The organism is Chryseobacterium sp. JV558, assembly GCF_033712365.1.
Taxonomy (GTDB): domain Bacteria; phylum Bacteroidota; class Bacteroidia; order Flavobacteriales; family Weeksellaceae; genus Chryseobacterium.
The window spans coordinates 812,370-833,611 of record NZ_WJHU01000001.1 but is presented as its reverse complement, the minus strand read 5'-3'; the positions used below and the strand labels follow the sequence as shown (position 1 = coordinate 833,611).

24 protein-coding genes are annotated in these 21,242 nt (G+C 36.2%); 16 read left to right on the top strand and 8 right to left on the bottom strand.

Annotated features, from left to right (window positions below; all coding sequences use genetic code 11):
- Positions 1-104: 104 nt before the first annotated feature.
- From GFU89_RS03885 to aroB, 5 genes are all read right to left on the bottom strand, one after another.
- The gene (locus GFU89_RS03885) at positions 105-812 is read right to left on the bottom strand and encodes a porin family protein (RefSeq protein WP_318845897.1); all 708 of its coding nucleotides are present in this window, start codon (positions 810-812) and stop codon (positions 105-107) included.
- Between the two features lie 365 nt (positions 813-1,177).
- Positions 1,178-1,876 carry a porin family protein gene (locus GFU89_RS03880; RefSeq protein WP_318845896.1) on the bottom strand — a complete coding sequence of 233 codons (699 nt, stop codon included), beginning with the start codon at positions 1,874-1,876 and terminating at the stop codon, positions 1,178-1,180.
- A 456-nt stretch (positions 1,877-2,332) separates the two neighbouring features.
- The gene (locus tag GFU89_RS03875) at positions 2,333-2,917 is read right to left on the bottom strand and encodes a porin family protein (RefSeq protein ID WP_318845895.1); all 585 of its coding nucleotides are present in this window, start codon (positions 2,915-2,917) and stop codon (positions 2,333-2,335) included.
- Between the two features lie 239 nt (positions 2,918-3,156).
- On the bottom strand, positions 3,157-3,792 hold the full coding sequence (locus GFU89_RS03870) for a porin family protein (RefSeq protein ID WP_318845894.1): 636 nt from the start codon (positions 3,790-3,792) through the stop codon (positions 3,157-3,159).
- A gap of 277 nt (positions 3,793-4,069) precedes the next feature.
- Positions 4,070-5,116 carry a 3-dehydroquinate synthase gene (gene aroB, locus GFU89_RS03865; protein ID WP_318845893.1) on the bottom strand — a complete coding sequence of 349 codons (1,047 nt, stop codon included), beginning with the start codon at positions 5,114-5,116 and terminating at the stop codon, positions 4,070-4,072.
- Positions 5,117-5,484: 368 nt separating this feature from the next.
- Between aroB and GFU89_RS03860 the strand changes: the two genes are divergently transcribed.
- Positions 5,485-6,396 carry a pseudouridine synthase gene (locus tag GFU89_RS03860; RefSeq protein WP_318846248.1) on the top strand — a complete coding sequence of 304 codons (912 nt, stop codon included), beginning with the start codon at positions 5,485-5,487 and terminating at the stop codon, positions 6,394-6,396.
- A gap of 159 nt (positions 6,397-6,555) precedes the next feature.
- Here the strand turns inward: GFU89_RS03860 and pncA are convergent, their stop codons facing one another.
- On the bottom strand, positions 6,556-7,161 hold the full coding sequence (gene pncA, locus GFU89_RS03855; RefSeq protein ID WP_149832152.1) for a bifunctional nicotinamidase/pyrazinamidase: 606 nt from the start codon (positions 7,159-7,161) through the stop codon (positions 6,556-6,558).
- A 214-nt stretch (positions 7,162-7,375) separates the two neighbouring features.
- On the opposite strand from pncA, the gene GFU89_RS03850 reads away from it, so the two are divergent.
- The 5 genes from GFU89_RS03850 to GFU89_RS03830 all read left to right on the top strand — a co-directional run bounded on the left by GFU89_RS03850 (position 7,376) and on the right by GFU89_RS03830 (position 10,696).
- Positions 7,376-8,518 carry a DEAD/DEAH box helicase gene (locus tag GFU89_RS03850; RefSeq protein WP_318845892.1) on the top strand — a complete coding sequence of 381 codons (1,143 nt, stop codon included), beginning with the start codon at positions 7,376-7,378 and terminating at the stop codon, positions 8,516-8,518.
- 216 nt (positions 8,519-8,734) lie between these two features.
- Positions 8,735-9,271: a YfiT family bacillithiol transferase gene (locus GFU89_RS03845; RefSeq protein WP_047384988.1), complete on the top strand. Its 537-nt coding sequence runs from the start codon at positions 8,735-8,737 to the stop codon at positions 9,269-9,271.
- Positions 9,265-9,726 carry a DUF1569 domain-containing protein gene (locus tag GFU89_RS03840; protein WP_318845891.1) on the top strand — a complete coding sequence of 154 codons (462 nt, stop codon included), beginning with the start codon at positions 9,265-9,267 and terminating at the stop codon, positions 9,724-9,726. Before GFU89_RS03845 ends, GFU89_RS03840 begins: the two co-directional genes overlap by 7 nt.
- Positions 9,723-10,103: a bacillithiol system redox-active protein YtxJ gene (gene ytxJ / locus GFU89_RS03835; protein ID WP_318845890.1), complete on the top strand. Its 381-nt coding sequence runs from the start codon at positions 9,723-9,725 to the stop codon at positions 10,101-10,103. The genes GFU89_RS03840 and ytxJ overlap by 4 nt, the downstream gene beginning before the upstream one ends.
- Positions 10,100-10,696, top strand: coding sequence for a Crp/Fnr family transcriptional regulator (locus GFU89_RS03830; RefSeq protein ID WP_318845889.1), 597 nt, complete (start codon positions 10,100-10,102; stop codon positions 10,694-10,696). The genes ytxJ and GFU89_RS03830 overlap by 4 nt, the downstream gene beginning before the upstream one ends.
- 3 nt (positions 10,697-10,699) lie before the next feature.
- On the opposite strand, the gene GFU89_RS03825 is transcribed toward GFU89_RS03830, so the two are convergent.
- Positions 10,700-12,112, bottom strand: coding sequence for a PLP-dependent aminotransferase family protein (locus GFU89_RS03825; protein ID WP_318845888.1), 1,413 nt, complete (start codon positions 12,110-12,112; stop codon positions 10,700-10,702).
- Positions 12,113-12,209: 97 nt separating this feature from the next.
- Between GFU89_RS03825 and GFU89_RS03820 the strand changes: the two genes are divergently transcribed.
- The 10 genes from GFU89_RS03820 to GFU89_RS03775 all read left to right on the top strand — a co-directional run bounded on the left by GFU89_RS03820 (position 12,210) and on the right by GFU89_RS03775 (position 20,402).
- On the top strand, positions 12,210-13,094 hold the full coding sequence (locus GFU89_RS03820; protein ID WP_318845887.1) for a DMT family transporter: 885 nt from the start codon (positions 12,210-12,212) through the stop codon (positions 13,092-13,094).
- Between the two features lie 340 nt (positions 13,095-13,434).
- Positions 13,435-14,031, top strand: coding sequence for a Crp/Fnr family transcriptional regulator (locus tag GFU89_RS03815; RefSeq protein ID WP_318845886.1), 597 nt, complete (start codon positions 13,435-13,437; stop codon positions 14,029-14,031).
- 55 nt (positions 14,032-14,086) lie between these two features.
- Positions 14,087-14,701 carry a Crp/Fnr family transcriptional regulator gene (locus GFU89_RS03810; protein WP_318845885.1) on the top strand — a complete coding sequence of 205 codons (615 nt, stop codon included), beginning with the start codon at positions 14,087-14,089 and terminating at the stop codon, positions 14,699-14,701.
- Between the two features lie 347 nt (positions 14,702-15,048).
- Positions 15,049-15,636, top strand: a complete 588-nt coding sequence (locus GFU89_RS03805; RefSeq protein WP_318845884.1) for a ferritin-like domain-containing protein — start codon at positions 15,049-15,051, stop codon at positions 15,634-15,636.
- A 65-nt stretch (positions 15,637-15,701) separates the two neighbouring features.
- Positions 15,702-16,004, top strand: coding sequence for a hypothetical protein (locus tag GFU89_RS03800; RefSeq protein ID WP_318845883.1), 303 nt, complete (start codon positions 15,702-15,704; stop codon positions 16,002-16,004).
- A 14-nt stretch (positions 16,005-16,018) separates the two neighbouring features.
- Complete coding sequence (locus GFU89_RS03795; protein ID WP_318845882.1) at positions 16,019-16,396, top strand: hypothetical protein; 378 nt, start codon at positions 16,019-16,021, stop codon at positions 16,394-16,396.
- 60 nt (positions 16,397-16,456) lie between these two features.
- Positions 16,457-18,595, top strand: coding sequence for a catalase (locus tag GFU89_RS03790; protein WP_318845881.1), 2,139 nt, complete (start codon positions 16,457-16,459; stop codon positions 18,593-18,595).
- Positions 18,596-18,720: 125 nt separating this feature from the next.
- A complete protein-coding gene (locus GFU89_RS03785; RefSeq protein WP_318845880.1) occupies positions 18,721-19,221 on the top strand; it encodes a nicotinamide-nucleotide amidohydrolase family protein in 501 nt (166 codons plus the stop codon).
- Positions 19,222-19,258: 37 nt separating this feature from the next.
- A complete protein-coding gene (locus GFU89_RS03780) occupies positions 19,259-20,005 on the top strand; it encodes an SDR family oxidoreductase (RefSeq protein ID WP_318845879.1) in 747 nt (248 codons plus the stop codon).
- Positions 20,006-20,240: 235 nt separating this feature from the next.
- Positions 20,241-20,402 (top strand): DUF6766 family protein, encoded by a 162-nt coding sequence (locus GFU89_RS03775; protein WP_318845878.1) that lies wholly within the window; start codon positions 20,241-20,243, stop codon positions 20,400-20,402.
- Here GFU89_RS03775 and GFU89_RS03770 read toward each other — a convergent pair.
- The gene (locus GFU89_RS03770; RefSeq protein WP_318845877.1) at positions 20,384-21,187 is read right to left on the bottom strand and encodes an AraC family transcriptional regulator; all 804 of its coding nucleotides are present in this window, start codon (positions 21,185-21,187) and stop codon (positions 20,384-20,386) included. The two genes, GFU89_RS03775 and GFU89_RS03770, sit on opposite strands and share 19 nt — an antisense overlap.
- Between the last annotated feature and the right edge of the window lie 55 nt (positions 21,188-21,242).

Below are 21,242 nucleotides of genomic sequence, written 5' to 3'. Positions count from 1 at the left end.
TAAATATTGTAAAGTACATTAATATAAATAGCCAGAAGAAATTCTTCCGGCTATTTCATGCGTGCAGGTTAATGCACTTATGGTTAAAAAATTGGTTCTTTTGATTAAAATTTATAGTTCAGTCCTAACTGGAACACTCTGTTATTGTTTTCAGCGGCAGGTCTGCTCTTATCGATTTTGGTCAAACTGTTTACATATCTTGCACTTACACCAATGTTGGAAGTGATATCATATCCTAAACCAAGACCCAATCCGAAATTGAATTTGTTGATCATATCTTTATCAATATCCTGAGAGTTTGAACTTGCAGTAGTGGTAGTAACACCTCCTGTAGTACTTGCTACAGAAGATTCTGCTTTGTTTTTCCCATTAAGGAAATAACTGAATTCAGGTCCTGCTTCAATATAAAACTTGTCAATAGGTCTCATTTGAACCATTAATGGAACTGAAATGTAGTTCATTTGTACTCTGCTCTGTACTTTAGTTTTCACATTCGTAACTCCATTGTCAGTTTCTGTAGAATACATTACATCTTTAGCCCCCATTTGGTTGAATAATATCTCTGGCTGGAAGCTGAATTGTTTTGAAATTGGAATATTAACGAATGCACCTGCGTGGAAACCTAATTGCTGAGTATTGATCCCAAACTTCTGCTGACTGAAATACGCTGAGTTTCCCCCTGCTTTGATCCCGAATCTAATAGGTTGAACATCTTTTTTTAGTGGTGATGCATTTACTGTTTTTGTTTCTGTCTCTTGAGCGAAAGCTAAAGTACCAGCAGTTAATGCTAATCCTAAAAATAACTTCTTCATAATTTTATTTTTTTAATTTTACTATTTGTGTGCCGGATGATTTCTCAATCAGACGTCAATTATTTTGCAAATTGCTTGCCAAAGTTGAAAAATCCCTGTTTATAAGGGTTTTGAAGAGGTTTTCAGAAAGATTTTTTTTAATCATTTATCCCTTTTTAATGAATAAATATATTCCAAACGGACTATTTTATGAAAAGAGTTGAAGACTCAAAAAGCTTTATTGTTGATAATTGAAATGATAAAAAATTTAAAAGCAGAAACTATTTTTATAATAGAAATAAGATATCCGGGACGATGGTAAGGCTGAAATAAAAATACCGAACCTCTAAAAGGTCCGGTATCGATTTTGAAAATAATAAATATCTCTATTTAAACTTATAAGCTACTCCTATTTGAAGTGCATTATTTCTTACTTTATCCTCCTCATTATATTTGTAAACCTCAGTAAGACCAGCGGTAAATCTTGCTGTCACACCAAAGCTTTTCGTAAAATAATATCCGGCACCAATACCTAATCCCACATTGAAACGGTTAAAAAGTTGTGTTGAAATACTCTTTGAAACGTGGTCTGTATGATCAACCGTTATTGAATTTCCAGAAGTTTCAATGGTAGTTAAATCTCCTTTTGTTTTTCCTCCCAACAGGTATCCAAATTCAGGACCTGCTTCCACATAAAGCTGGGGAAGAATGTTATATTGAACCATTACAGGAAGAGAAAGGTAATTTAAGGTTGTACTATAATCATAGTGCTGTGTTCTTCTGTAATTTCCTGAACTTGTTCTGTAGTTATAATCTGATTTTGATCCCAACTGGCTGAAAAGGAGTTCCGGCTGGATGCTGAATTTCTCAGAAACCGGAATATTTGCAAATACTCCTGCATGAAAACCTACTTTCATTTTCTCATTGTTATCATATTCATAACCGTCTCCTCTGGTAAGTGTAGATCCATTCAAACCTGCTTTAACACCAAAAGTAACGGGAGAAGAAGATTTTGACTGAGTTTTTTCCTGTGCGTTGGCGAAAAGACCACCAGCGATTGCCAGTACTGTAAAGAGTTTTTTCATGATTAAAGTTTTAATTTAATTTTCTTCATTGTGGCAAAATATCTGCCACAAAGGAGAGAAGTGATAAAAATCATGCAATAAGCGAAAAAGTCAGGCTTAAACTAATAAACCTGACTTTTTCTATTGAAATCAAAATGTATCTAATTATGGAGCAAAATACTCTTCATCTTTTGCTTTGCACTTTATGGAATGGACCAACTCAATGCAGCTTCTGTTAAAATTTTATATGGTAATAGTTAGATTTTAGTATTGAAATTTAACTGATTTATCAGCTGAACCCATACTATTTCATTGTAAAAACAGAAACCGTAAGTTGGAAATTTCCGCAATGGAGTACAATCACTACTCAATACTCAAATTTCTTGCCAAAGAACATCTGCAAAATAAAAAAGCCGGATTAAATATAATCCGGCTCTGTATTGATTAAAAAGTTTGCTTTAAAAGCTAACCTATTTCTTAGAATTTATAAGCTAAACCTACCTGGAATACACCGTTTCTGGCAGCATCACCATTGTTATGCTTAGGGACATCAGATAATCCTGCGGTATATCTTAGATTCACTCCGATATTTTGTGTGAAATAATATCCAGCTCCAAGACCAATACCAAAATCAAAAGTTTTTAAATTGTCTTTAACGTCTGCAGATGCACTATTATTCTTTGCTTTAGCGCTGATAAGGAAACCGAATTGAGGACCAGCTTCTACATATAGATTAGGAATCAGGTTGTACTGTAACATTACTGGTACTGCGATATAATCCATATTCAGTTTTGCACTGCTGTTAGATTTAGCTTTACCTCCCATACCACTGTATAATACTTCCGGCTGTACAGAGAAATCTTGTGCTACTGGAATGTTTGCAAAAACACCTCCATAAAATCCAGCTTTTGAATTTAACTCACTGTTAGAAACAGTAGAGACATTAAGACCAGCTTTTACACCAAACCTAACTGGTGAAGATGAAGCAGTAGAAGTTGAAGTTTTCTGAGCGAAAGTGAAAGTACCTGCTACTAAGGCAAGGCCTAAAAGAATCTTTTTCATAAGTTTTATATTTTAATAGTTTTTAAGTTTTATTTAACATTTTATTAAGAATCAAATGGTGTGCCAAAATTGAAATCAGCTGTTATCCAGTTGTTTACTGTATGGTGTGAAGAGCGAATTTTTCTTTATTTAAAAATTAAGTCTTAAAATTTTATTTTTTTAACATAAAAAAAGACCAGATTAAAAAATTAATCTGATCTTTTCTATTGAATATAAAATTTGTTAGTGAATGTGTAAGCTTATTTGAATTTATAAGCTAAACCTACCTGGAATAGGTTGTTTCTTGTAGCATCAGATCCACTAGGTCTGTTTTTCGCTACATCAGTTAAACCTGCAACATATCTTGCTGTAAGTCCTAAGTTAGGAGTGAAATAATACCCAGCACCAAGACCAATACCAAAGTTAAAAGTATTTAAGTTGTCTTTATAGTTATCTGTAGTATTAGATTGTCCGTTTGATTCATTTTTGAATTTGTTTTTAGCACTTACCATGAAACCGAATTCTGGTCCTGCTTCCACATAAAGGTTAGGAATCAGGTTGTACTGGAACATTACCGGTACTGTAATATAATCTAGTTTAGTAGAAGCTGAGAACTTTGTTCCTCCTAAAGTATAATCTGATTTATTACCATATTGTGAATATTGAACCTCCGGCTGAACGCTGAATGAAGCTGCTAACGGAATGTTGGCAAATACACCTGCATTGAACCCGATTTTAGATTTCTGATCATCAAGACCACTGTCTTTTGAAAGTGAAGAAACGTTCATTCCTCCTTTTACCCCAAATGTTACTGGATTAGAAGATGTGTTTCCTGTCTGTTGAGCGAATGCGAATGTTCCTGCAGTTAACGCTAATCCTAAAATTAACTTTTTCATAACTTTAATTTTTTTAATTTTACTCTTTCTTAATTTTAAATTTTACTACTTGTTCAGCTTTTCAGTTGAACGCAGAGTATCTTTCAAATTGCTTGCCAAAAATATTTTTTATGATTAAAATCAATAAAAAAATCACTTAGTGTTTAAGTGATTTTTGAAATATGTAATTGAATTACAGTTGATTATTAATTTAAATAAACATTTGTTTAGAAGGTGTCTAAATTGACAATTTTGTTAAAAATAACCTTTTAAACGGGTTTGTTTTTCCAAAAAACCGTTAAGCATTATTCAATTTTCTGTAAAAAGATAGAGATTCAAGGATATTTTCCTGGCTGCACTGGTGATCATAAGTACAAGCACCGATTCCGGAAAGTAATGAAAAGTTGATTTTACTGTCTGTATTCTTTTTATCATTCATTAATAATGCCGTGATATCTTCATCTTTAAAATCATTGATATCAAGGTAAGGATAGTATCTCTGAACATTTTCGATGACCATATTTGCATCTGTTTCAGAAATAAGATTCTCCAGATAAGCCAGATGAGCCTCCGCAATCATTCCCATTGCAACAGCTTCCCCGTGAAGAATAGGATTTCCCTGCTGTAAGCATAAACTTTCTACAGCGTGGCCTATGGTGTGCCCGAAATTCAATGTTTTTCTGATATTCTGTTCGTGGAAATCTTTGTCTACAACATCCTGCTTGATATTCATAGAAGTCTGAATATGTGGAATTACTGTTTCTACCTCCAGTTTACGAACCTGAATCAGCTGGTCCCAATGATTTTTATCAGCAATTAATCCATGTTTCAGCATTTCAGCGAATCCGCTTCTTAATTCTTTAAATGGTAATGTTTCTAGGAATTTCGGGAAAATAAAGATCTGTTCCGGGAAAGCAAAAGTTCCCACCATATTTTTATAGTGCATCAGATCAATGCCTGTTTTTCCTCCTATGGAAGCATCACACATTGATAAAAGGGTAGTAGGGATATTGATGAACTGTATTCCTCTTTTATAAGTAGATGCCACAAATCCTCCCATATCCGTAATTACACCGCCGCCAAGGTTGATAACCAGTGCTTTTCTGTCTGCCTGCATCTCTGTAAGAATTTCCCAAAGTTGGTTGGCAGTCTGGATATTTTTCATTTCTTCTCCTGCTTCAATCTCTAAAATTTCAAAGCCCAAATCTGTTTCCATATTTCCTAAAAGAATAGGAAGGCAGTATTCATGAGTGTTTTCATCTACCAGAATGAAAATTTTACTGAAAGATTTTTCATGAAGAAACTCGTTAAGCTGAGAAAAATTATCGTTTAATATTGTTATCATCTTCTAATATTTGTAAAGTTAAAATGTAAACTATATTGCAAAGTTATGATTCTTAATTTTTAACTCGTAACTAAATTACTATCTTTGCAAAAATTTTTAGAATGAGCAGAGATAATAATAATTCAGACAGATCAAAGAGACCAAGAATTTCAACTAAGAAAAGTTCTGATGATTCTCGTGCTTCCAGATCTGGAAATTCTTCAGGATCAAAACCTTTTAAGAAACCTTTTTCTAAAGACGGAGGCAAACCAGCTCCAGAACATAGAGGTTCTAACTCAAAATTTGAAAAGAAACCTTTCAAGAGAAGTACAGACAGCTCTGAAGGTTCCAACGAAGATACGGGTTCAAAATCTGAAAGAAAACCTTACATCACGAATAAAAGTGAGAGTTTTGAGAGAAAATCTTTCGGAAAACCAAAAAGAGGAGGAAATAGCTTTGATGCAAGAGATAAATATGAAAGAGGTAGTCTGAAATATGGCAGAAGACCCTCTAATGGAGAGGAAAGAGAAGACAGAGCAAAATCTTTTGTACAAAAAAGAAGGTTAAACAAAATTGACAAAGATGTTCATAAAGACACTATCCGTCTTAATAAGTATATTGCCAATTCAGGAATCTGCAGCAGGAGAGAAGCTGATGAGCTTATTACCCAGGGATTGGTAGAAGTAAACGGAAAAGTAGTCAATGAAATGGGCTATCAGGTACAGAAAACAGACAGAGTAGTTTTCGACGGACAAAATATTACTCCGGAAAAACCTGTTTATGTACTTTTGAATAAACCAAAAGGATATATTTCTACAACGAAAGATGACAAAGCCAGAAAAACAGTAATGGATCTTGTAGCGAATGCTTCTCCTTACAGAGTTTTCCCGGTTGGAAGATTGGACCGTTCTACAACAGGGGTTATTTTATTGACCAATGACGGGCACATGACTAAAAAATTAACGCATCCATCTTTTGATGCTAAAAAGATTTATCATGTAACGTTGGATAAGAAGCTTACAGGTGAAGATCTACGTCTTATCGCAGAAGGAATCCGTCTTGATGAAGGAGTAGCAGTGGTTGATCAGATTTCGTACATTGAAGGGAAACCTAAAAATGAGATTGGAATTGAGATTCATATCGGATGGAACCGTGTTATCAGAAGAATATTCCAAAGATTAGGGTACGAAGTGGAATCTTTAGACAGAGTAATGTTTGCAGGATTAACGAAGAAGAATATCAAGAGAGGACACTGGAGAATCCTTACAGAACTGGAAGTGAATAACCTTAAAATGCTTTAATATTAGATTCAGGTTTGTAACCTATTTCATTTTTTAAAAGTACATTTAAGTGTAAAAAATAAAAAGCGCAGAAAGTAATTCTGCGCTTTTTTTATATAGGGCTATGAGTTTCAGAATTTCAATAGTATTACAATTCAACTCATCATTTATAATTCATTATTATCCAAGCACTGTTACCCCTTTTTCAATCATCTCGTAGATGGCATCTCTGGCGTTGTCTGGTTTTACATTTACAGCACGTGTTCCATTGAAGTGAAGACAAGTTACATATCCGTTGGCTACAGCATCCTGAGCAGTGAATTTAACACAATAATCTAATGCCAATCCTACGATTTCTACCAATTGAATATCATGATATTTTAAGAAATCATCCAGTCCGGTTTTCATAAAATGATTATTATCCTGGAAGCCGCTATAGCTGTCGATTTCAATATTTTTACCTTTTTGTATAATGTGGGTTACTTTGTCTCTGTTCAGATCTTTATGGAATTCTGCTCCGAAAGTTCCCTGAATACAGTGATCCGGCCACATAAACTGTGGAACACCATTTAAAATAATACTTTCTCCAACCTGTCTGCCATTGCTGCTTGCAAAGCTTTTGTGGCCTGCAGGATGCCAGTCCTGTGTAAGAACCACCTGATCGTATGCATTTTCCTCCATCAGAAGATTGATATACGGAATAATTTCGCTGGATCCAGGGACTGCAAGTGCTCCGCCTTCACAAAAATCATTCTGTACATCGACTATTATTAACGCTTTTTTCATATTTTGATTTCTCGAATTTTTGATAAATTTACAAAACTAATCTTCAAAAATTTGTCCAAAACCAAATTATCGGACAAATCGGCAAAATAAATTTGTAAGACTGATAAAATGAGGGTTCAAGCCTCAAAATAATCAAACTTTGTTTACAGAGTATTGGATTTTGGGATATAAACCAAATATCAATAGCTTATCTTTGCAGTAAATAAGTATTTTTATGTCATTTGAATCGTTAGGATTATCACACAATATTATTCGTTCCGTTAAAAAGCTGGGATATTTAAAGCCATTTCCAATACAGGAGCAGGCGGTTCCTGTTATTTTGCAGGGGAAAGATCTGATGGGAATTGCACAGACAGGTTCCGGAAAAACGGCGTGTTTTGTAATGCCGATTTTAGAAAAACTACAGAATTCGGAAGTTAAAAAAGACCGTAATGTTCAGGTTTTAATATTGGTTCCTACACGTGAATTGGCCATTCAGATTGATGAAGTTTTCAGAGCTTTTACAGAAAATCTGAAGCGGGAAATTCGTACAATGGCTGTTTATGGTGGTGTTTCTATCAATCCGCAGATGAAAGGAATGTTTGGGGTAGAAGTTCTTATTGCTACTCCCGGACGTTTGTTAGATTTAATTGATCATAATGCATTGAGTATTTCAGGAATTCAGCATTTGGTGATTGATGAAGCGGATAAAATGTTTCAGCTGGGCTTTGGAGAAGAAATGAATAAACTTTTCGCAATGATGCCTGTTGTCAAACAAACCAATTTGTTTTCAGCGACTTTAAATGATAAGGTTTCTGAAATGAAAGAACGCCTTTCTATCAATCCTACGATTATTGAAATTAAGAAAGAAGAAGTTGAAATTGATAACATCGAACAGCTGGCATATCATGTTTCTCCGGAAGATAAAGGACCTTTTTTACGTTATTTAATTAAAGAGAAAAAGGTTGAAAAGGCTTTGATTTTTGTTTCGTCTACAAGATCTGCAGATAATCTGGTTGAAAAACTTAAAAAGAATAAAATTAAAGCAGTGGCTATTCACAGCCAGAAATCACAAGGGGCCCGAAGAAATAACCTGGAAGAGTTTAAGGTAAACGGAGCTCAGATCCTGGTGGCAACAGACCTGATTGGACGTGGAATACACATCGAGTCGTTACCATGTGTAATCAATTACGAATTGCCGCGTTCTCCTTTGGATTATATTCACCGTATCGGTAGAACGGGACGTGCAAACGAGAAAGGAACAGCAATCAGTATTCTGACGGATGATGAATTGCAGCATTTCAGAGTGATTCAAAAGAAAATGGGAAAAAAAGTAACCTTGCAAAGAACAGAAGGTATTGATCTGCATGGGTATTAATTCTTCAATATAATTTATAAAAAGGCTTCAGTTGATCAGTGAAGCCTTTTTTGTGAACAATTGGTACCACAAAAATTGTTATCTCTACAATTAATGCTTTATTCACCTTAGTTTCTTGAATTTTTGATAAATTTACACCAATGATATTCGAAAATTGTCCCAAAAGGTAATGACCGGACAAATCGGCAATATTTAAAAATTAAAAAACCTTGAGCAATGAGTGATTTAGAGAAAAAAAAGTTTCCAATAGGCCCGTTTGAAGCTCCCGAAAACATCTGCGATACCACATTGGATACTTACATCAAAGTGATTAAAGACTTTCCAGGCAGGTTAAAAAATCTCATTGAACATTTTACAGACGATCAATTGGATACTCCCTATAGAGAAGGAGGCTGGACTGTAAGACAACTTGTGAATCATCTTTCAGACAGTCATATGAATAGTTTTATACGTTTTAAGCTTGCTCTTACAGAAGATAACCCTACTATAAAGCCTTACGATGAAGCTAAATGGGCAGAGCTTCAGGATAGTTTCCATATGCCTGTAAAGCCGGCCATGAGAATGCTGAAAGGAACACATCAAAGATGGGTTGTACTCCTTAAAAGCCTTACCAATAAACAGTTTGAAAGAACTTTTCACCATCCTGAGCATAATAGAGATTATAATTTAAGAGACAGCCTTGCTTTATACGTTTGGCATTGTAATCATCATTTTGCCCATATTGAAAATCTGAAGATAGAAAAAGGTTGGTAAGGAAGAATCTTAATAATCCCATATACTATAAGGAAATTGTAGACAGAATTTCCATGTTATCTGAAAATTCCTCTGGAAAGTGGGGAGAAATGGACGTATGTCAAATGTTAAAGCATTGTGATTTAGTTCTTCAGGTCGCTTTGAAAAAGGTGGAACTTCCCCGTATCAATGTTGTGTATAAGACAATAGGAATCATCACAAAAGCAGAAATGTATGTCTTCAATAATGGAATTCCCAGAAACATGCCTACTTTTCAAAAACTAATCGTTAATTTTGAGTGTGATTTTGATGAATCAAAAACCAATCTGCTGAAAACACTGGAAGAATTCCGGGAAGCTTGTGAAAAAAACAACCTGCCGGATCATCACAGACTATTCGGAAATATGACTGAAAAAGACTGGACATTTTTGGAGTACAAACATCTTAATCATCATCTAAAACAATTTAATGTATGAGTTTTTTTGATAAAATATTCGGTGGAAAAAACGAAACCCCTGACCAAAAAACATTCTGGAAAAAGATAGAGTCTGAAGAAGACCTTACAAAAGCGATAGAAGACTCTTTTCAGAATAAGATTGCCATATTTAAACATTCAACAAGCTGTTTTATCAGCAAAACTGTGCTGAAGAACTTTGAGAGAGAAGTTGAAAACTCAGATCAGCCGGTCAATGTATACTACCTTGATCTGTTGGCTCACAGAACGATTTCCAGTAAAATAGCTGCAGATTTTGAGATCAGACATGAAAGCCCGCAGTTGATTGTCATAGAGAACGGAAAACCTGTAAACAATGCATCACACCAGGATATTTCTTTAAGCCAGATTGTATCATGAAGAATATAAATGATTATTTAGCCAAAGTTTTAAATGTTCCTCTTCAAAATGTGAACACCTGTAGTCTGCACTATGAAGTAAAGAAAATTCCTAAAAACCAGTTTCTTCTTCAGTATGGCGAAATATGCCGGCATATTTTCTTTGTAGAAAAAGGACTGATAAAGATGTATTCTATTGATAAAAATGGAAAGGAACACATTATACAGTTCGCTCCTGAAAGCTGGCTGATTTCTGACCGAAGCAGTCTTTATTTCAATGAAAAATCCATTTATTATATTGAAGCAGTGGAAGATTCGGAAGTTCTGTTTCTTCATCCTGATTTCTTTAATAAATTGGTGGAACAGTTTCCAAACAGTATTGAAAGAAGTGATTTTCTGCTTCAGAAACATATCAGAAGTCTTCAAAACAGAATCAACTCCTTGCTTGGTGAGACTGCAGAAGAAAGATATATGAAATTCATTAAAATGTATCCGGATTTACTGCTTAGAGTTCCGCAATGGATGATTGCTTCTTACCTCGGAATTACTCCTGAGAGTCTGAGCCGTGTAAGAAAAGAACTGGCGAGAAAAAATTTCGTTCCAGATAACAAATAACTATCAGATCTTTTTCGCAAGATTCCCAACCTGTCTGAGTTTTGTCTGCGTATCTTCTGACCAAGGAAGTCCTATGCAGAGTCTCATACAGTTTTCAAACTGCTCCTGAAAGGTAAACATTCTTCCGGGAGCAATACTTATGTTTTGCTTGATGGCCAGATCATATAGTTCTGTTGTCCGTATCTTCTTATCAAATTCTACCCATAAAGACAATCCTCCCTGTGGACGGCTGGTTTTGGTACCTTCAGGGAAAGATTCCGCGATCGTCTGAACATAGTTCTGATAATTGTTTTGCAGCGTTCTGCGGAGCTGCTGAAGATGTTTTTCATACTTTCCGGATTTCAGAAAATTGGCTACAGCTTCATTGACAATTGAAATAGAGGATGTGGAATGCAGGAGCTTAAGCTTCAGTATCTTGTCTTTATACTTTCCGGGAGCAATCCAGCCTACACGATATCCTGGAGCCAAAGTTTTTGAAATAGAGCTACAATACAGTACATTCCCGTCTTTATCAAAAGATTTGCAGCATTTCGGACGGGTAGAACCGAAATACAAATCTCCATACACATCATCTTCAATCAGAGGAATGTTATTCTCCGAAAGTATTTTAACAATTTCCTTTTTATTTTCGTCAGGCATACAGCTTCCCAAAGGTGAGTTGAAGTTGGGAATAAGCAGGCAGATATCTATTTTGGGGATTACTTTTTTTAGAGCGTCAATTTCTATTCCGGTAGTAGGATGGGTAGGAAGTTCCAGCACTTTTAGACCCAATCCGTTGGCCAGCTGTAGAATTCCCGGGTAGCAGGGACTTTCAATAGCAATTGTATCACCAGGTTTCCCCAATGCCATTAAGCAGAAAGACAAGGCGTTCATTCCGCCATTGGTCGTAATCAGGTCGTTTTCACTCAGGTTTCCTCCCCATTGCAAAGAACGTATGGCAATCATTCTTCTCAACTTCAGATTTCCCTGAAGTTCTTCATATTCAGTACCACCTTCTTTTAATTCTCTGATGGCATTTACAATTTCTTTTTTCAGTTTTGCCTGAGGTAAGAGATCTCCGGACGGAACACCAATAGAGAAAAAAGTAAGGTCCTTTTTACCCATATTTTCATATATTTTACTGATCAGTTCATCCGGTTCATCATTATTGGCAATCAATGACGGGCGGCTCACTTCCGGCAAAGGAAGTTTTGCAGATAATAACTGGCTCACAAAATAACCCGATTGCGGCTTGGATTCTACCAAAGACTGGGATTCCAGTTCCAGAAAAACACGCTTGGCTGTGTTCATACTTACCTGATGTTCATGGCATAGCATCCTTACCGAAGGAAGCTTATCCCCCGCCTTTAAAATACCATTCCTGATCTGTCCTGCAATACCGTCTGCAATTTCTGTATATAAAAATTCTTTATTCATATTATTAAACTGTGCTCATGCAAATATACAAAACTGATACTGTGTTTATTTAATTATCCTTTCTAATTTTGAACCATCAATTAAAAGTTTCAATACAATGATGACAAAACAGATATCAAAAGATGAAAATATAAGTGGATGGATCAACGGCTTTATAGGTGTTGTATTATTTAGCGGTGGTTTGCCCGCTACCAAATTAGCAGTAATGGAAATGAGTCCCACCTTTGTAACGATAGTTCGTGCAATGGTGGCTGGGATATTAGCTCTTGTGGTATTGTGGCTGGGTAAAGAAAAACGTCCCGTTAAAGAACAGTTAACTCCTTTACTCTTGGTTTCTCTTGGCTGTGTGGTAGGTTTTCCTCTTTTGTCAGCATTGGCTCTGCAATACCTTACTTCCGCCCATTCTATCGTATTTCTGGGAATGCTTCCTTTGGCAACTGCTGTGTTCGGGGTAATGCGTGGCGGTGAAAGACCTCATCCTGTATTTTGGTTTTTCTCAATTGTAGGAAGTCTTTTAGTAATTGGATATGCCGTTTCCCAAGGGATATCTGCCTCGCCCATTGGCGACATTCTGATGCTGCTAGCCGTTATTTTATGTGGTATGGGTTATGCTGAAGGTGCTAAATTATCTAAAACATTAGGAGGATGGCAGGTGATTTCCTGGGCGTTAGTACTGGCACTTCCTGTTATGATTCCTTTATTTTTTATTTATTTTCCTGATGATATTCAAAATGTCAGTTTTCAGGGATGGTTCGGGATGGCGTATATTTCTCTTTTCAGTATGTTTATTGGTTTTATATTCTGGTATAAAGGATTGGCGCAAGGTGGTATTGCCACTGTGGGACAGCTGCAGCTGCTTCAGCCTTTCTTTGGATTAGCTTTGGCTGCCTGGCTTCTTAATGAGCAGGTGAGTATGGGAATGCTGGGGGTGACAGTAGGTGTGATCTTATGCGTTGTAGGAACTAAGAAGTTCGCCAAATAATTTAAAATAAAATAACAACTACAAGGAAATAATATTCTTTGCTAAGGACCAAAACCTCCATTCCATAAAAAGGGATGGAGGTTTAAGCATTAATAATCAAACCATTGGATAAATATTAAATTTACGAAACAGTAAAGATAAGATGATTTTATTGATAATTTTTTAGTAAATAAAATTGAAAGCACTTAAAATTGATAATTAATTTAACATTATTTAACTTTTTAATTAATCACAAGGGTGCGATTTTTGTATGTATACGTTCATCAGTTCCCAATGATATTTTTACTAAGACTAGGAAGAGGAAAAAAAGAAGAAGAAAACAACGCCAAAAACAACTATTATGGTTATCGACGAAAAGATTTTGATTTCAGCGGGAGCAGAAACGAGACACTATACCCCTTCAGAAACTATTTTCTGCGAAGGGGATGTATGCAATTATTACTACCAGATTATTAAAGGAGAGGTAAAACTCAATAATTATAATGAGGAAGGGAGAGAATTTATTCAAAATATTTTATCCGACGGAGAAAGCTGTGGAGAATCTATCCTTTTTATAGAAAAACCTTATCCAATGAATGCTGAAGCCATTACAGAATGTACTGTTCTAAGGCTTCATAAAACCGTTTTTTTCAGTTTACTGAACCAATCTCCGGAATTGTACATGGAGGTGAGCAACTTTCTTTCTGAACGCCTTTATTATAAATTTGTGATGATGCAGAATCTTTCATCCCAAAACCCTTCTATACGACTGAAAGGACTGATGGATTATCTTAAAAGTTTTCAAAAGGATATAAGTCCTTATTCTTTTTTGATCCCATTAACGAGGCAGCAGATGGCAAGCCTTACAGGTCTTTGTGTGGAAACCGCTATAAGGACGATCAAACATATGGAAAGGGATAAAATCCTAAGAATTGAAAATCGCAAAATCTTATATTAGAATCAATTTCAGGTATATGATTTTGTGATTTTTCCAATTAAAATCTAGTGAATTTATGAAAACAATAAGCTGCATGAATATTGATGAAAACCTTCTGTACTCTTTTGGTGCGGAAGGCAGGGATTATAAAAACCGTGAGACGATTTTTAAGGAAGGAGATCATGCACTTTATTATTTTCAGATCAGCGAGGGAAAAGTAAAACTTAATAATTATAATGAAGACGGAAAAGAGTTTATTCATAATATTTTAGGCAAAAAACAGAGCTTTGGGGAGGCGATGCTTTTTCTCAGCCAGGATTATCCCATCAATGCCGTATGCCTTGAAGCTTCCAGAATTATAAGACTTCCCAAAAATAACTTCTTTGAAATGATCAGCCAGCATCCTGATCTTTCTCTGGAAATGAATGCCTGTTTTTCACAGGAAATTTATTACAAATTAAAAATGATGCAGAGCCTGGCCTCTCAAAACCCTATGCAAAGGCTGAGAGGATTATTGGATTACCTTAAAAGCTACCATAATGATGACTGCCATCACTGCTTTCACATTGCATTTACAAGACAGCAGATAGCCAATCTCACGGGTCTGCGTGTGGAAACTGTCATCAGAACCTTAAAAAAGATGGAGAAAGAAGGGCATATCACTTTACAAGACCGAAAAATTTTGTATTAATCTGCTTTAACATGACTCAGGTCATAAAAAAGTGAGTTATTAAGACGTATATTTGATATGTAAACGTTTCAAAATACTTAAGACCTTAGTAAAAGGCACGTAAAAAGCATTTGCTTTTATAATCATTTTAACATTACCGACACCCAATTGTTGCCGTCTAATACTAGTCACGGAATGTAATACTCATCTCTAAATATTAATAATTTAGTTATGTACTAGAAACTCAGGAACCATAGTTAGGAGGCCGGGTATTCCAGGCAGACGTAATTCATAATTCTTTTTCCTGGATTGCCTCTTTAGACTTATATAAAGAGGTAATCCTTTTAATACAAACACCATTTTACACCATGCCCAATAAAATATTAGAAACCAATAGTGCAGTTTCTATTACCCAGAAAGGAACTGCAGACAAGACGACTGTCAACAAGGATGAAATGAAAAATGCTCCGCTTCACAAATTCTTTGTAAGTGCCCTGAAAGATATTTATTATGCTGAAAATGCTATTCTTGAAGCATTGGAGAAAATGCAGGAAGCTGCTACCACCGAAGAACTGAAGGGAGCCTTTGAAGATCATCATCTTCAAACCCAAAAACATGTAAAACGTCTGGAGAAAGTTTTCAAACTTATTGACGAAAAGCCCGAAAAAAAAGAATGTAAGGCTATAAAAGGAATCATTGAAGAAGGGGAAGAAGTCATCAAGTCTACAGAAGAGGGCTCTGCAACAAGAGATGTGGCATTGATTATTGCTGCACAAAAAGTAGAACATTACGAAATTGCAACCTATGGCGGACTTGCCCAGCTTGCCACTACCATGGGACATGATAAAGCCGCTGATCTTCTTGAAAGAACACTTCAGGAAGAAGAAGATACCGATTCGCATCTTACAGATATTGCGGAAACATCAATCAATTTTGATGCAGAACAAGAAGACTAACAGTAGACAATAAGCCCCGTAGCTTGCTCTATATGGCTTATTTTAACCATGAAATCAAAATATATATGGACGGTCAGAAAATAATAAAAACGCTGAGACACAAAGATTTTATAAAAATTACCCACACAGGAAAGTGTTTCGAGGATGGAGCCGCAATCTATGCCAAAGAGATCAGGGATAATATCTTTCTTTTATTCATTATCCTGAAAGATATTGATATTGAAAATATACAGGCGTTAATCGCTCATTTCGACTGTTTCAACAGTATCGGATTAAAAGAGCCGGAACAGATCATGTTTTATCTGTCCATCAAAGATAAAAACGACCTCCATTATTTTGAGCAATATTTAAAAGCTTCCCATAACTAATACCCTTTTTGAACATGATATTTGAAAACGACACTTTACAACATTCCGGGCTGAATGATAAAAATAATGCGCTGGAGAATGAATCTTTATTTCCGCTTATTATCAATTCTTACGGAGTGACTGCTTTTCTGATCAAATCATTGGAAAAGATTAAAAATAATGCTCAATGCGAGGTTCTGAAAAGAGTAATAGATGCTTACATGGAAGAATATATCCTTCATATCCGGGAATTCCATACTAAAAACACGATGGAAACTTCTGATATGGATGATGAAATAAGATTTGAATCTCCGGATTTTACTTTGTATGCTAAAACGGCTTACTATAAAGTGCTGAAGGAAGAAGAATATATCAACAGGCTTCTTGAAGTTCTGGAGAAAAGAGCAGATTAATTCTGCAAAATATTTCTTTATCTCACTGCTTTGAACCCCTACACCAACCACAAAAAGATTATGAATATGAAAACCAACGAACACAACAAAAAAGCAGAACAGCTGGATGTACACAGTACTTCCAATGAAAATGAAAAACTGACTACCAATCAGGGCTTAAAGATCAATAACAATCAGGATTCTTTAAAAGCCGGAGAGCGCGGTCCTTCATTACTGGAAGATTTTATTCTGAGAGAAAAGATTACCCATTTCGATCACGAAAGGATTCCCGAAAGAGTAGTACATGCGAGAGGTTCCGGTGCACACGGCGTTTTTAAACTTAACAAAAGCCTTGCAGCCTATACCAAAGCTAAATTTTTAACAGAACCGGGAAAAGAAACTCCTGTTTTTGTACGATTTTCAACTGTTGCAGGAAGTAAAGGAAGTACAGATCTGGCCAGAGATGCAAGAGGTTTTGCTGTGAAATTTTATACTGATGAAGGGAACTATGATCTTGTAGCCAACAATATACCTGTATTCTTTATTCAGGATGCTATGAAGTTTCCGGATCTGGTACATGCGGTAAAACCTGAACCGGATAATGAAATTCCGCAAGCTGCTTCCGCTCACGATACATTTTGGGATTTTATCTCACTCATGCCGGAAAGTATGCATATGATCATGTGGGTGATGAGCGACAGAGCCATTCCGAGAAGTCTGAGAATGATGGAAGGCTTCGGGGTACATTCTTTTAAATTCATCAATGAGGAAGGAAAAGTACATTTCGTAAAATTCCATTTTAAACCAAAACTGGGAGTGCATTCCGTAGCCTGGAACGAAGCTCAGATTATTTCCGGAGTAGATTCTGATTTTCACAAAAGAGACCTTTGGGAAGCCATTGAAAACGGCGACTATCCTGAATGGGATTTTGGGGTACAGCTGATTCCTGAAGAAGATGAGCACAAATTTGATTTTGATCTTCTTGATCCTACCAAACTGGTTCCCGAAGAAGAAGTTCCCGTAGAAATTGTAGGAACATTAACGCTTAATAGAAATCCTGATAATTTCTTTGCAGAAACTGAACAGGTAGCTTTCCATCCCGGACACATTATTCCCGGAATAGATTTCACGAATGATCCACTGCTGCAGGGAAGATTATTTTCATACACTGATACTCAGCTGTCAAGGCTGGGATCACCCAATTTCCATGAAATTCCGATTAACAGATCACTCAATACCGTTCATAATAACCAACGGGACGGGCATATGAGACAACAGATCGTCAAAGGAAAAACGAGCTACGAACCCAATTCCATAGGCGGTGGATGTCCTTTTCAGGCGATGATGTCTGAAGGTGGGTTTACTTCACAAGAGGAAAGAGTTTCAGGGGTAAAGATCAGAGAAAGAAGTAAAAGCTTTGTAGACCATTATTCACAGGCTAAACTATTCTACAATAGTCAGTCGACACCGGAGAAAACGCACCTCCAGAATGCATTGATCTTTGAATTGTCTAAAGTGAATCGTCCTGAAATTAGAGAAAGAATGGTAGGACAGCTAGCATATATTGATACGATTTTGGCCTGGAGAGTTGCAGAAAAATTAGGGGTAGAGGTCAAAAAATTAGAATTTCCCAACCAAAGTCTGCCCGCAGACGGTAATATTGTAGAGCTTCAAAGCGAAGAAAGGGAGCCTAATACAAAGATTTCGGATGCCTTAAGCATGAGACATACCGTTAAAAACACTATTAAAACCAGAAAAATAGGATTTATCCTGGCCAATGGCGCTGATGGCGGAGCTGTCAGCGATCTTAAAACAAAACTTGAAGCAGAAGGAGCCAAAGTGGAATTGATTGCGCCAAGTCTAGCTCCTGTAAGAACCAATGACGGGACAGACCTGACTCCGAAATATTCTCTGACGAATACTGCCAGTGTCTGCTTTGATGCTTTATTCATTTGTTCTGGCGCAGATTCCGTAAAAGAACTGATGATTTCAGAAAATAAACATCATGTACTGCATTTTATCAACGAAGCTTATAAGCATTGCAAGGCCATTTATTTTGGAACAGATACACAGGCTCTTTATCATAATTCCAATGTATCAGCGAAGAAACATGATGATCCGGGTATTATTACATGGGAAGATGGAAAGCCTGCAGATCAATTTATTAATGCTATTGCCAAACACAGAGTCTGGGATCTTGAAATGGAAAGAAACACTTAATCAGAACACCTTCACACCAATTTAAATATGTAAGTAAGCTGCTGTATTGATTCATTCAGCAGCTTTTTAACCTCTCTATTTTATTTTCTCAAATTAATTTTAACCACATTCAAAATATTAACATTATGAATTTTCAACAAAATCTCTTAGAATATATAAGCCAGTCCCTGATGACTACAGATGAGACTATTTCAATTGCTGAAAGTGTCACTTCAGGATGTTTACAGCTGGCTCTTTCACAGATGCCCAATGCCTCAATGTTCTACAAGGGAGGCATGACAACTTATTCTTTACCAGAGAAAGTAAGACTTTTAAAAGTCAACAGACAGGAGGCTGAAGAATGTGACTGCGTCTCAGAAAATATTGCAGAAACCATGGCATTAAACGTTGCCAGACTTTACGAATCGGACTGGTCTATTGCTACAACAGGCTACTGTACACCGAACCGGAGTTCTGACTATAAAATTTTTGCCTATTTCGCATTCTCCTATAAAGGGGAGATCATTCTGACTAAAAAACTGGAATTACATCCCAAAACACAAGCCCTGAATGCCCAGCTGTATTATACGGAATTTATTTTAGGGTGTTTTAAAAGTGAACTCAACAGGCTTTTAATCTTAAAATAAGAAGAAACCTGCAAAAGAAAAATTAAAACATCAAGAGATGGGGAAATTAGAAAATAAATCCGTTTTGATTACCGGAGCAGACAGCGGAATCGGTAAAGCAGTAGCTCTTCTTTTTGCATTGGAAGGAGCTGATATTGCTATTATTTATCATTCCAGTGATCATGACGCCGGAAAAACAAAAGCAGAAATTGAAAATCTGAATAGAAAATGCAGGATTTTCAAAGGTGATATCAATGATTATGAATTCTGTGAAAAGACGGTGAAAGAAGTTATTTCAGCATTTGGGAAGATTGATATTCTCATCAATAATGCGGGAGTTCAGTTTCCCGCGGATACGATTGAAGATCTTGAAGAGAAAAACATCAGAGAGACCTTCGATTCTAATATTGTTGGAATGATTTTATTAACAAAAGTCGTATTCCCTTATTTGAAAGAAGGAAGCTCTGTGATTAATACAACCTCTGTTTCTGCTTATCAGGGACATCCTGAACTGCTAGATTATTCAGCAACAAAGGGAGCTATTGTTTCCTTTACCCGCTCACTGGCATTACAGGCAAAACCAAAAGGAATCCGGGTGAATGCCGTTGCTCCAGGCCCCGTTGCGACTCCGCTTACTGAAGAAACATTTGACGAAAAAGAAGAAAATCCCAATAAGCCTCCTCTGGAAAGAAATGCCACACCGGAAGAAATAGCCTTCAGTTTTTTATTTCTGGCAGCTACAGATGGCTCGCAGGTGACAGGGCAGGTACTTCATCCCAATGGAGGATTGATTGTAAATGGCTAAAATAACAACAAAGAGCCTGTAGGAAATATTTCCACATGAAAAGTGCAAACTATAAACTTTAAACTCAAAGTTATGTCACGCTCCAGTTTCTTTTATCGCAACAGCTTAAGTATTGTTTTGATTTCTCTGATGATCATTTTCTCATAGCACAGTTTTTTATGGGTTGGAAAACGGAAAACAAAGAATTGATTGAAAACTGACAGAATGCTTTAAAGATGAGTGAATACATAAAGCAATGCAATATATTTCTGAATCAAGGTTTTGGTTTGAATCTTTTCAGAACTGGCAGAGTGAATTTATGGCTGTAGCTTCTCTTGTTCTTTTATCTGTCTGGCTTCGTGAAAAAGGCTCACCGGAATCAAAACCCGTTGATATGCCTCATGATGAAACCCCTTGATTTTTATTGAGCTTTGGCTTCACCTGCATAATCGCAAAATAGGATGATGTGAAGGCCGATAAGCTTTGATAGCCTACTTTATAGGCAACTTCACTCAAGGTATACTGTTTGGTATCTATCAATTCTATACTTTTTAAAATCCTTGTCAGCTGCAGGTATTTTTGGAGGGTAATTCCGGTTTCATTTTTAAAAATTCGCTGAAGGCTTCTCACAGACATTTGCGCTTTTTCAGCTAACGAATCAATGTCCAGATTATATTTAAAATGAGCGTTGATATCATTGCATACGGGAATCAACCTTACATCAGCAGGAACAGGAATTTCCAGTCCGCTGCTTTCTTTACAGAAGTTGGGAAGACTCTTTAATATAGCTTTAAAGAAAATATCCTGCTCCTCATTTTCATCCAACGATTGGTTCCATTTTGAAGCATACAAAAGCATTTCCTTTAGAACAGGAGGAACGGCAAATACCTGTACATTCTGATAAAATTCATCTTCAAAAACTGACTTGAACAGAAACACCATCAGATTCACCGTTTGTGCTTCAGAAGTTATTTTGTGGGCTTTTTCTGACGGAATCCAGATGACATGATGCTGTGGGACAAGATAGATTTTCCTGTCAATATGGAAATATTGGTACCCTTCTTCCACAAACGTAAGCTGGGCACGGTTGTGCTGATGTTCATAATCGTCATGTTTCCAGTCTTTTTCACACCATACGTAAGCTTCCTTCTCGATGGAATCTACAAACTGGCTTTCCGTTTTTTCAATCAGTCCACATTTCATGTTGTCGTTTTGTATGTATATTTTGGCAAATTTAATAAAAACGACAATAGTAATT

What these genes read in the sequence shown, in the direction of transcription:
- GFU89_RS03875 (WP_318845895.1), bottom strand. Translation starts at nt 2,917, where the DNA reads ATGAAAAAGATTCTTTTAGGCCTTGCCTTAGTAGCAGGTACTTTCACT.
- aroB (WP_318845893.1), bottom strand. Translation starts at nt 5,116, where the DNA reads ATGATAACAATATTAAACGATAATTTTTCTCAGCTTAACGAGTTTCTT.
- GFU89_RS03785 (WP_318845880.1), top strand. Translation starts at nt 18,721, where the DNA reads ATGAATTTTCAACAAAATCTCTTAGAATATATAAGCCAGTCCCTGATG.
- GFU89_RS03885 (WP_318845897.1), bottom strand. Translation starts at nt 812, where the DNA reads ATGAAGAAGTTATTTTTAGGATTAGCATTAACTGCTGGTACTTTAGCT.
- GFU89_RS03775 (WP_318845878.1), top strand. Translation starts at nt 20,241, where the DNA reads ATGCAATATATTTCTGAATCAAGGTTTTGGTTTGAATCTTTTCAGAAC.
- GFU89_RS03805 (WP_318845884.1), top strand. Translation starts at nt 15,049, where the DNA reads ATGCCCAATAAAATATTAGAAACCAATAGTGCAGTTTCTATTACCCAG.
- pncA (WP_149832152.1), bottom strand. Translation starts at nt 7,161, where the DNA reads ATGAAAAAAGCGTTAATAATAGTCGATGTACAGAATGATTTTTGTGAA.
- GFU89_RS03800 (WP_318845883.1), top strand. Translation starts at nt 15,702, where the DNA reads ATGGACGGTCAGAAAATAATAAAAACGCTGAGACACAAAGATTTTATA.
- GFU89_RS03795 (WP_318845882.1), top strand. Translation starts at nt 16,019, where the DNA reads ATGATATTTGAAAACGACACTTTACAACATTCCGGGCTGAATGATAAA.
- GFU89_RS03825 (WP_318845888.1), bottom strand. Translation starts at nt 12,112, where the DNA reads ATGAATAAAGAATTTTTATATACAGAAATTGCAGACGGTATTGCAGGA.
- GFU89_RS03770 (WP_318845877.1), bottom strand. Translation starts at nt 21,187, where the DNA reads ATGAAATGTGGACTGATTGAAAAAACGGAAAGCCAGTTTGTAGATTCC.
- GFU89_RS03810 (WP_318845885.1), top strand. Translation starts at nt 14,087, where the DNA reads ATGAAAACAATAAGCTGCATGAATATTGATGAAAACCTTCTGTACTCT.
- GFU89_RS03830 (WP_318845889.1), top strand. Translation starts at nt 10,100, where the DNA reads ATGAAGAATATAAATGATTATTTAGCCAAAGTTTTAAATGTTCCTCTT.
- GFU89_RS03815 (WP_318845886.1), top strand. Translation starts at nt 13,435, where the DNA reads ATGGTTATCGACGAAAAGATTTTGATTTCAGCGGGAGCAGAAACGAGA.
- GFU89_RS03880 (WP_318845896.1), bottom strand. Translation starts at nt 1,876, where the DNA reads ATGAAAAAACTCTTTACAGTACTGGCAATCGCTGGTGGTCTTTTCGCC.
- GFU89_RS03790 (WP_318845881.1), top strand. Translation starts at nt 16,457, where the DNA reads ATGAATATGAAAACCAACGAACACAACAAAAAAGCAGAACAGCTGGAT.
- GFU89_RS03845 (WP_047384988.1), top strand. Translation starts at nt 8,735, where the DNA reads ATGAGTGATTTAGAGAAAAAAAAGTTTCCAATAGGCCCGTTTGAAGCT.
- GFU89_RS03820 (WP_318845887.1), top strand. Translation starts at nt 12,210, where the DNA reads ATGATGACAAAACAGATATCAAAAGATGAAAATATAAGTGGATGGATC.
- ytxJ (WP_318845890.1), top strand. Translation starts at nt 9,723, where the DNA reads ATGAGTTTTTTTGATAAAATATTCGGTGGAAAAAACGAAACCCCTGAC.
- GFU89_RS03870 (WP_318845894.1), bottom strand. Translation starts at nt 3,792, where the DNA reads ATGAAAAAGTTAATTTTAGGATTAGCGTTAACTGCAGGAACATTCGCA.
- GFU89_RS03780 (WP_318845879.1), top strand. Translation starts at nt 19,259, where the DNA reads ATGGGGAAATTAGAAAATAAATCCGTTTTGATTACCGGAGCAGACAGC.
- GFU89_RS03850 (WP_318845892.1), top strand. Translation starts at nt 7,376, where the DNA reads ATGTCATTTGAATCGTTAGGATTATCACACAATATTATTCGTTCCGTT.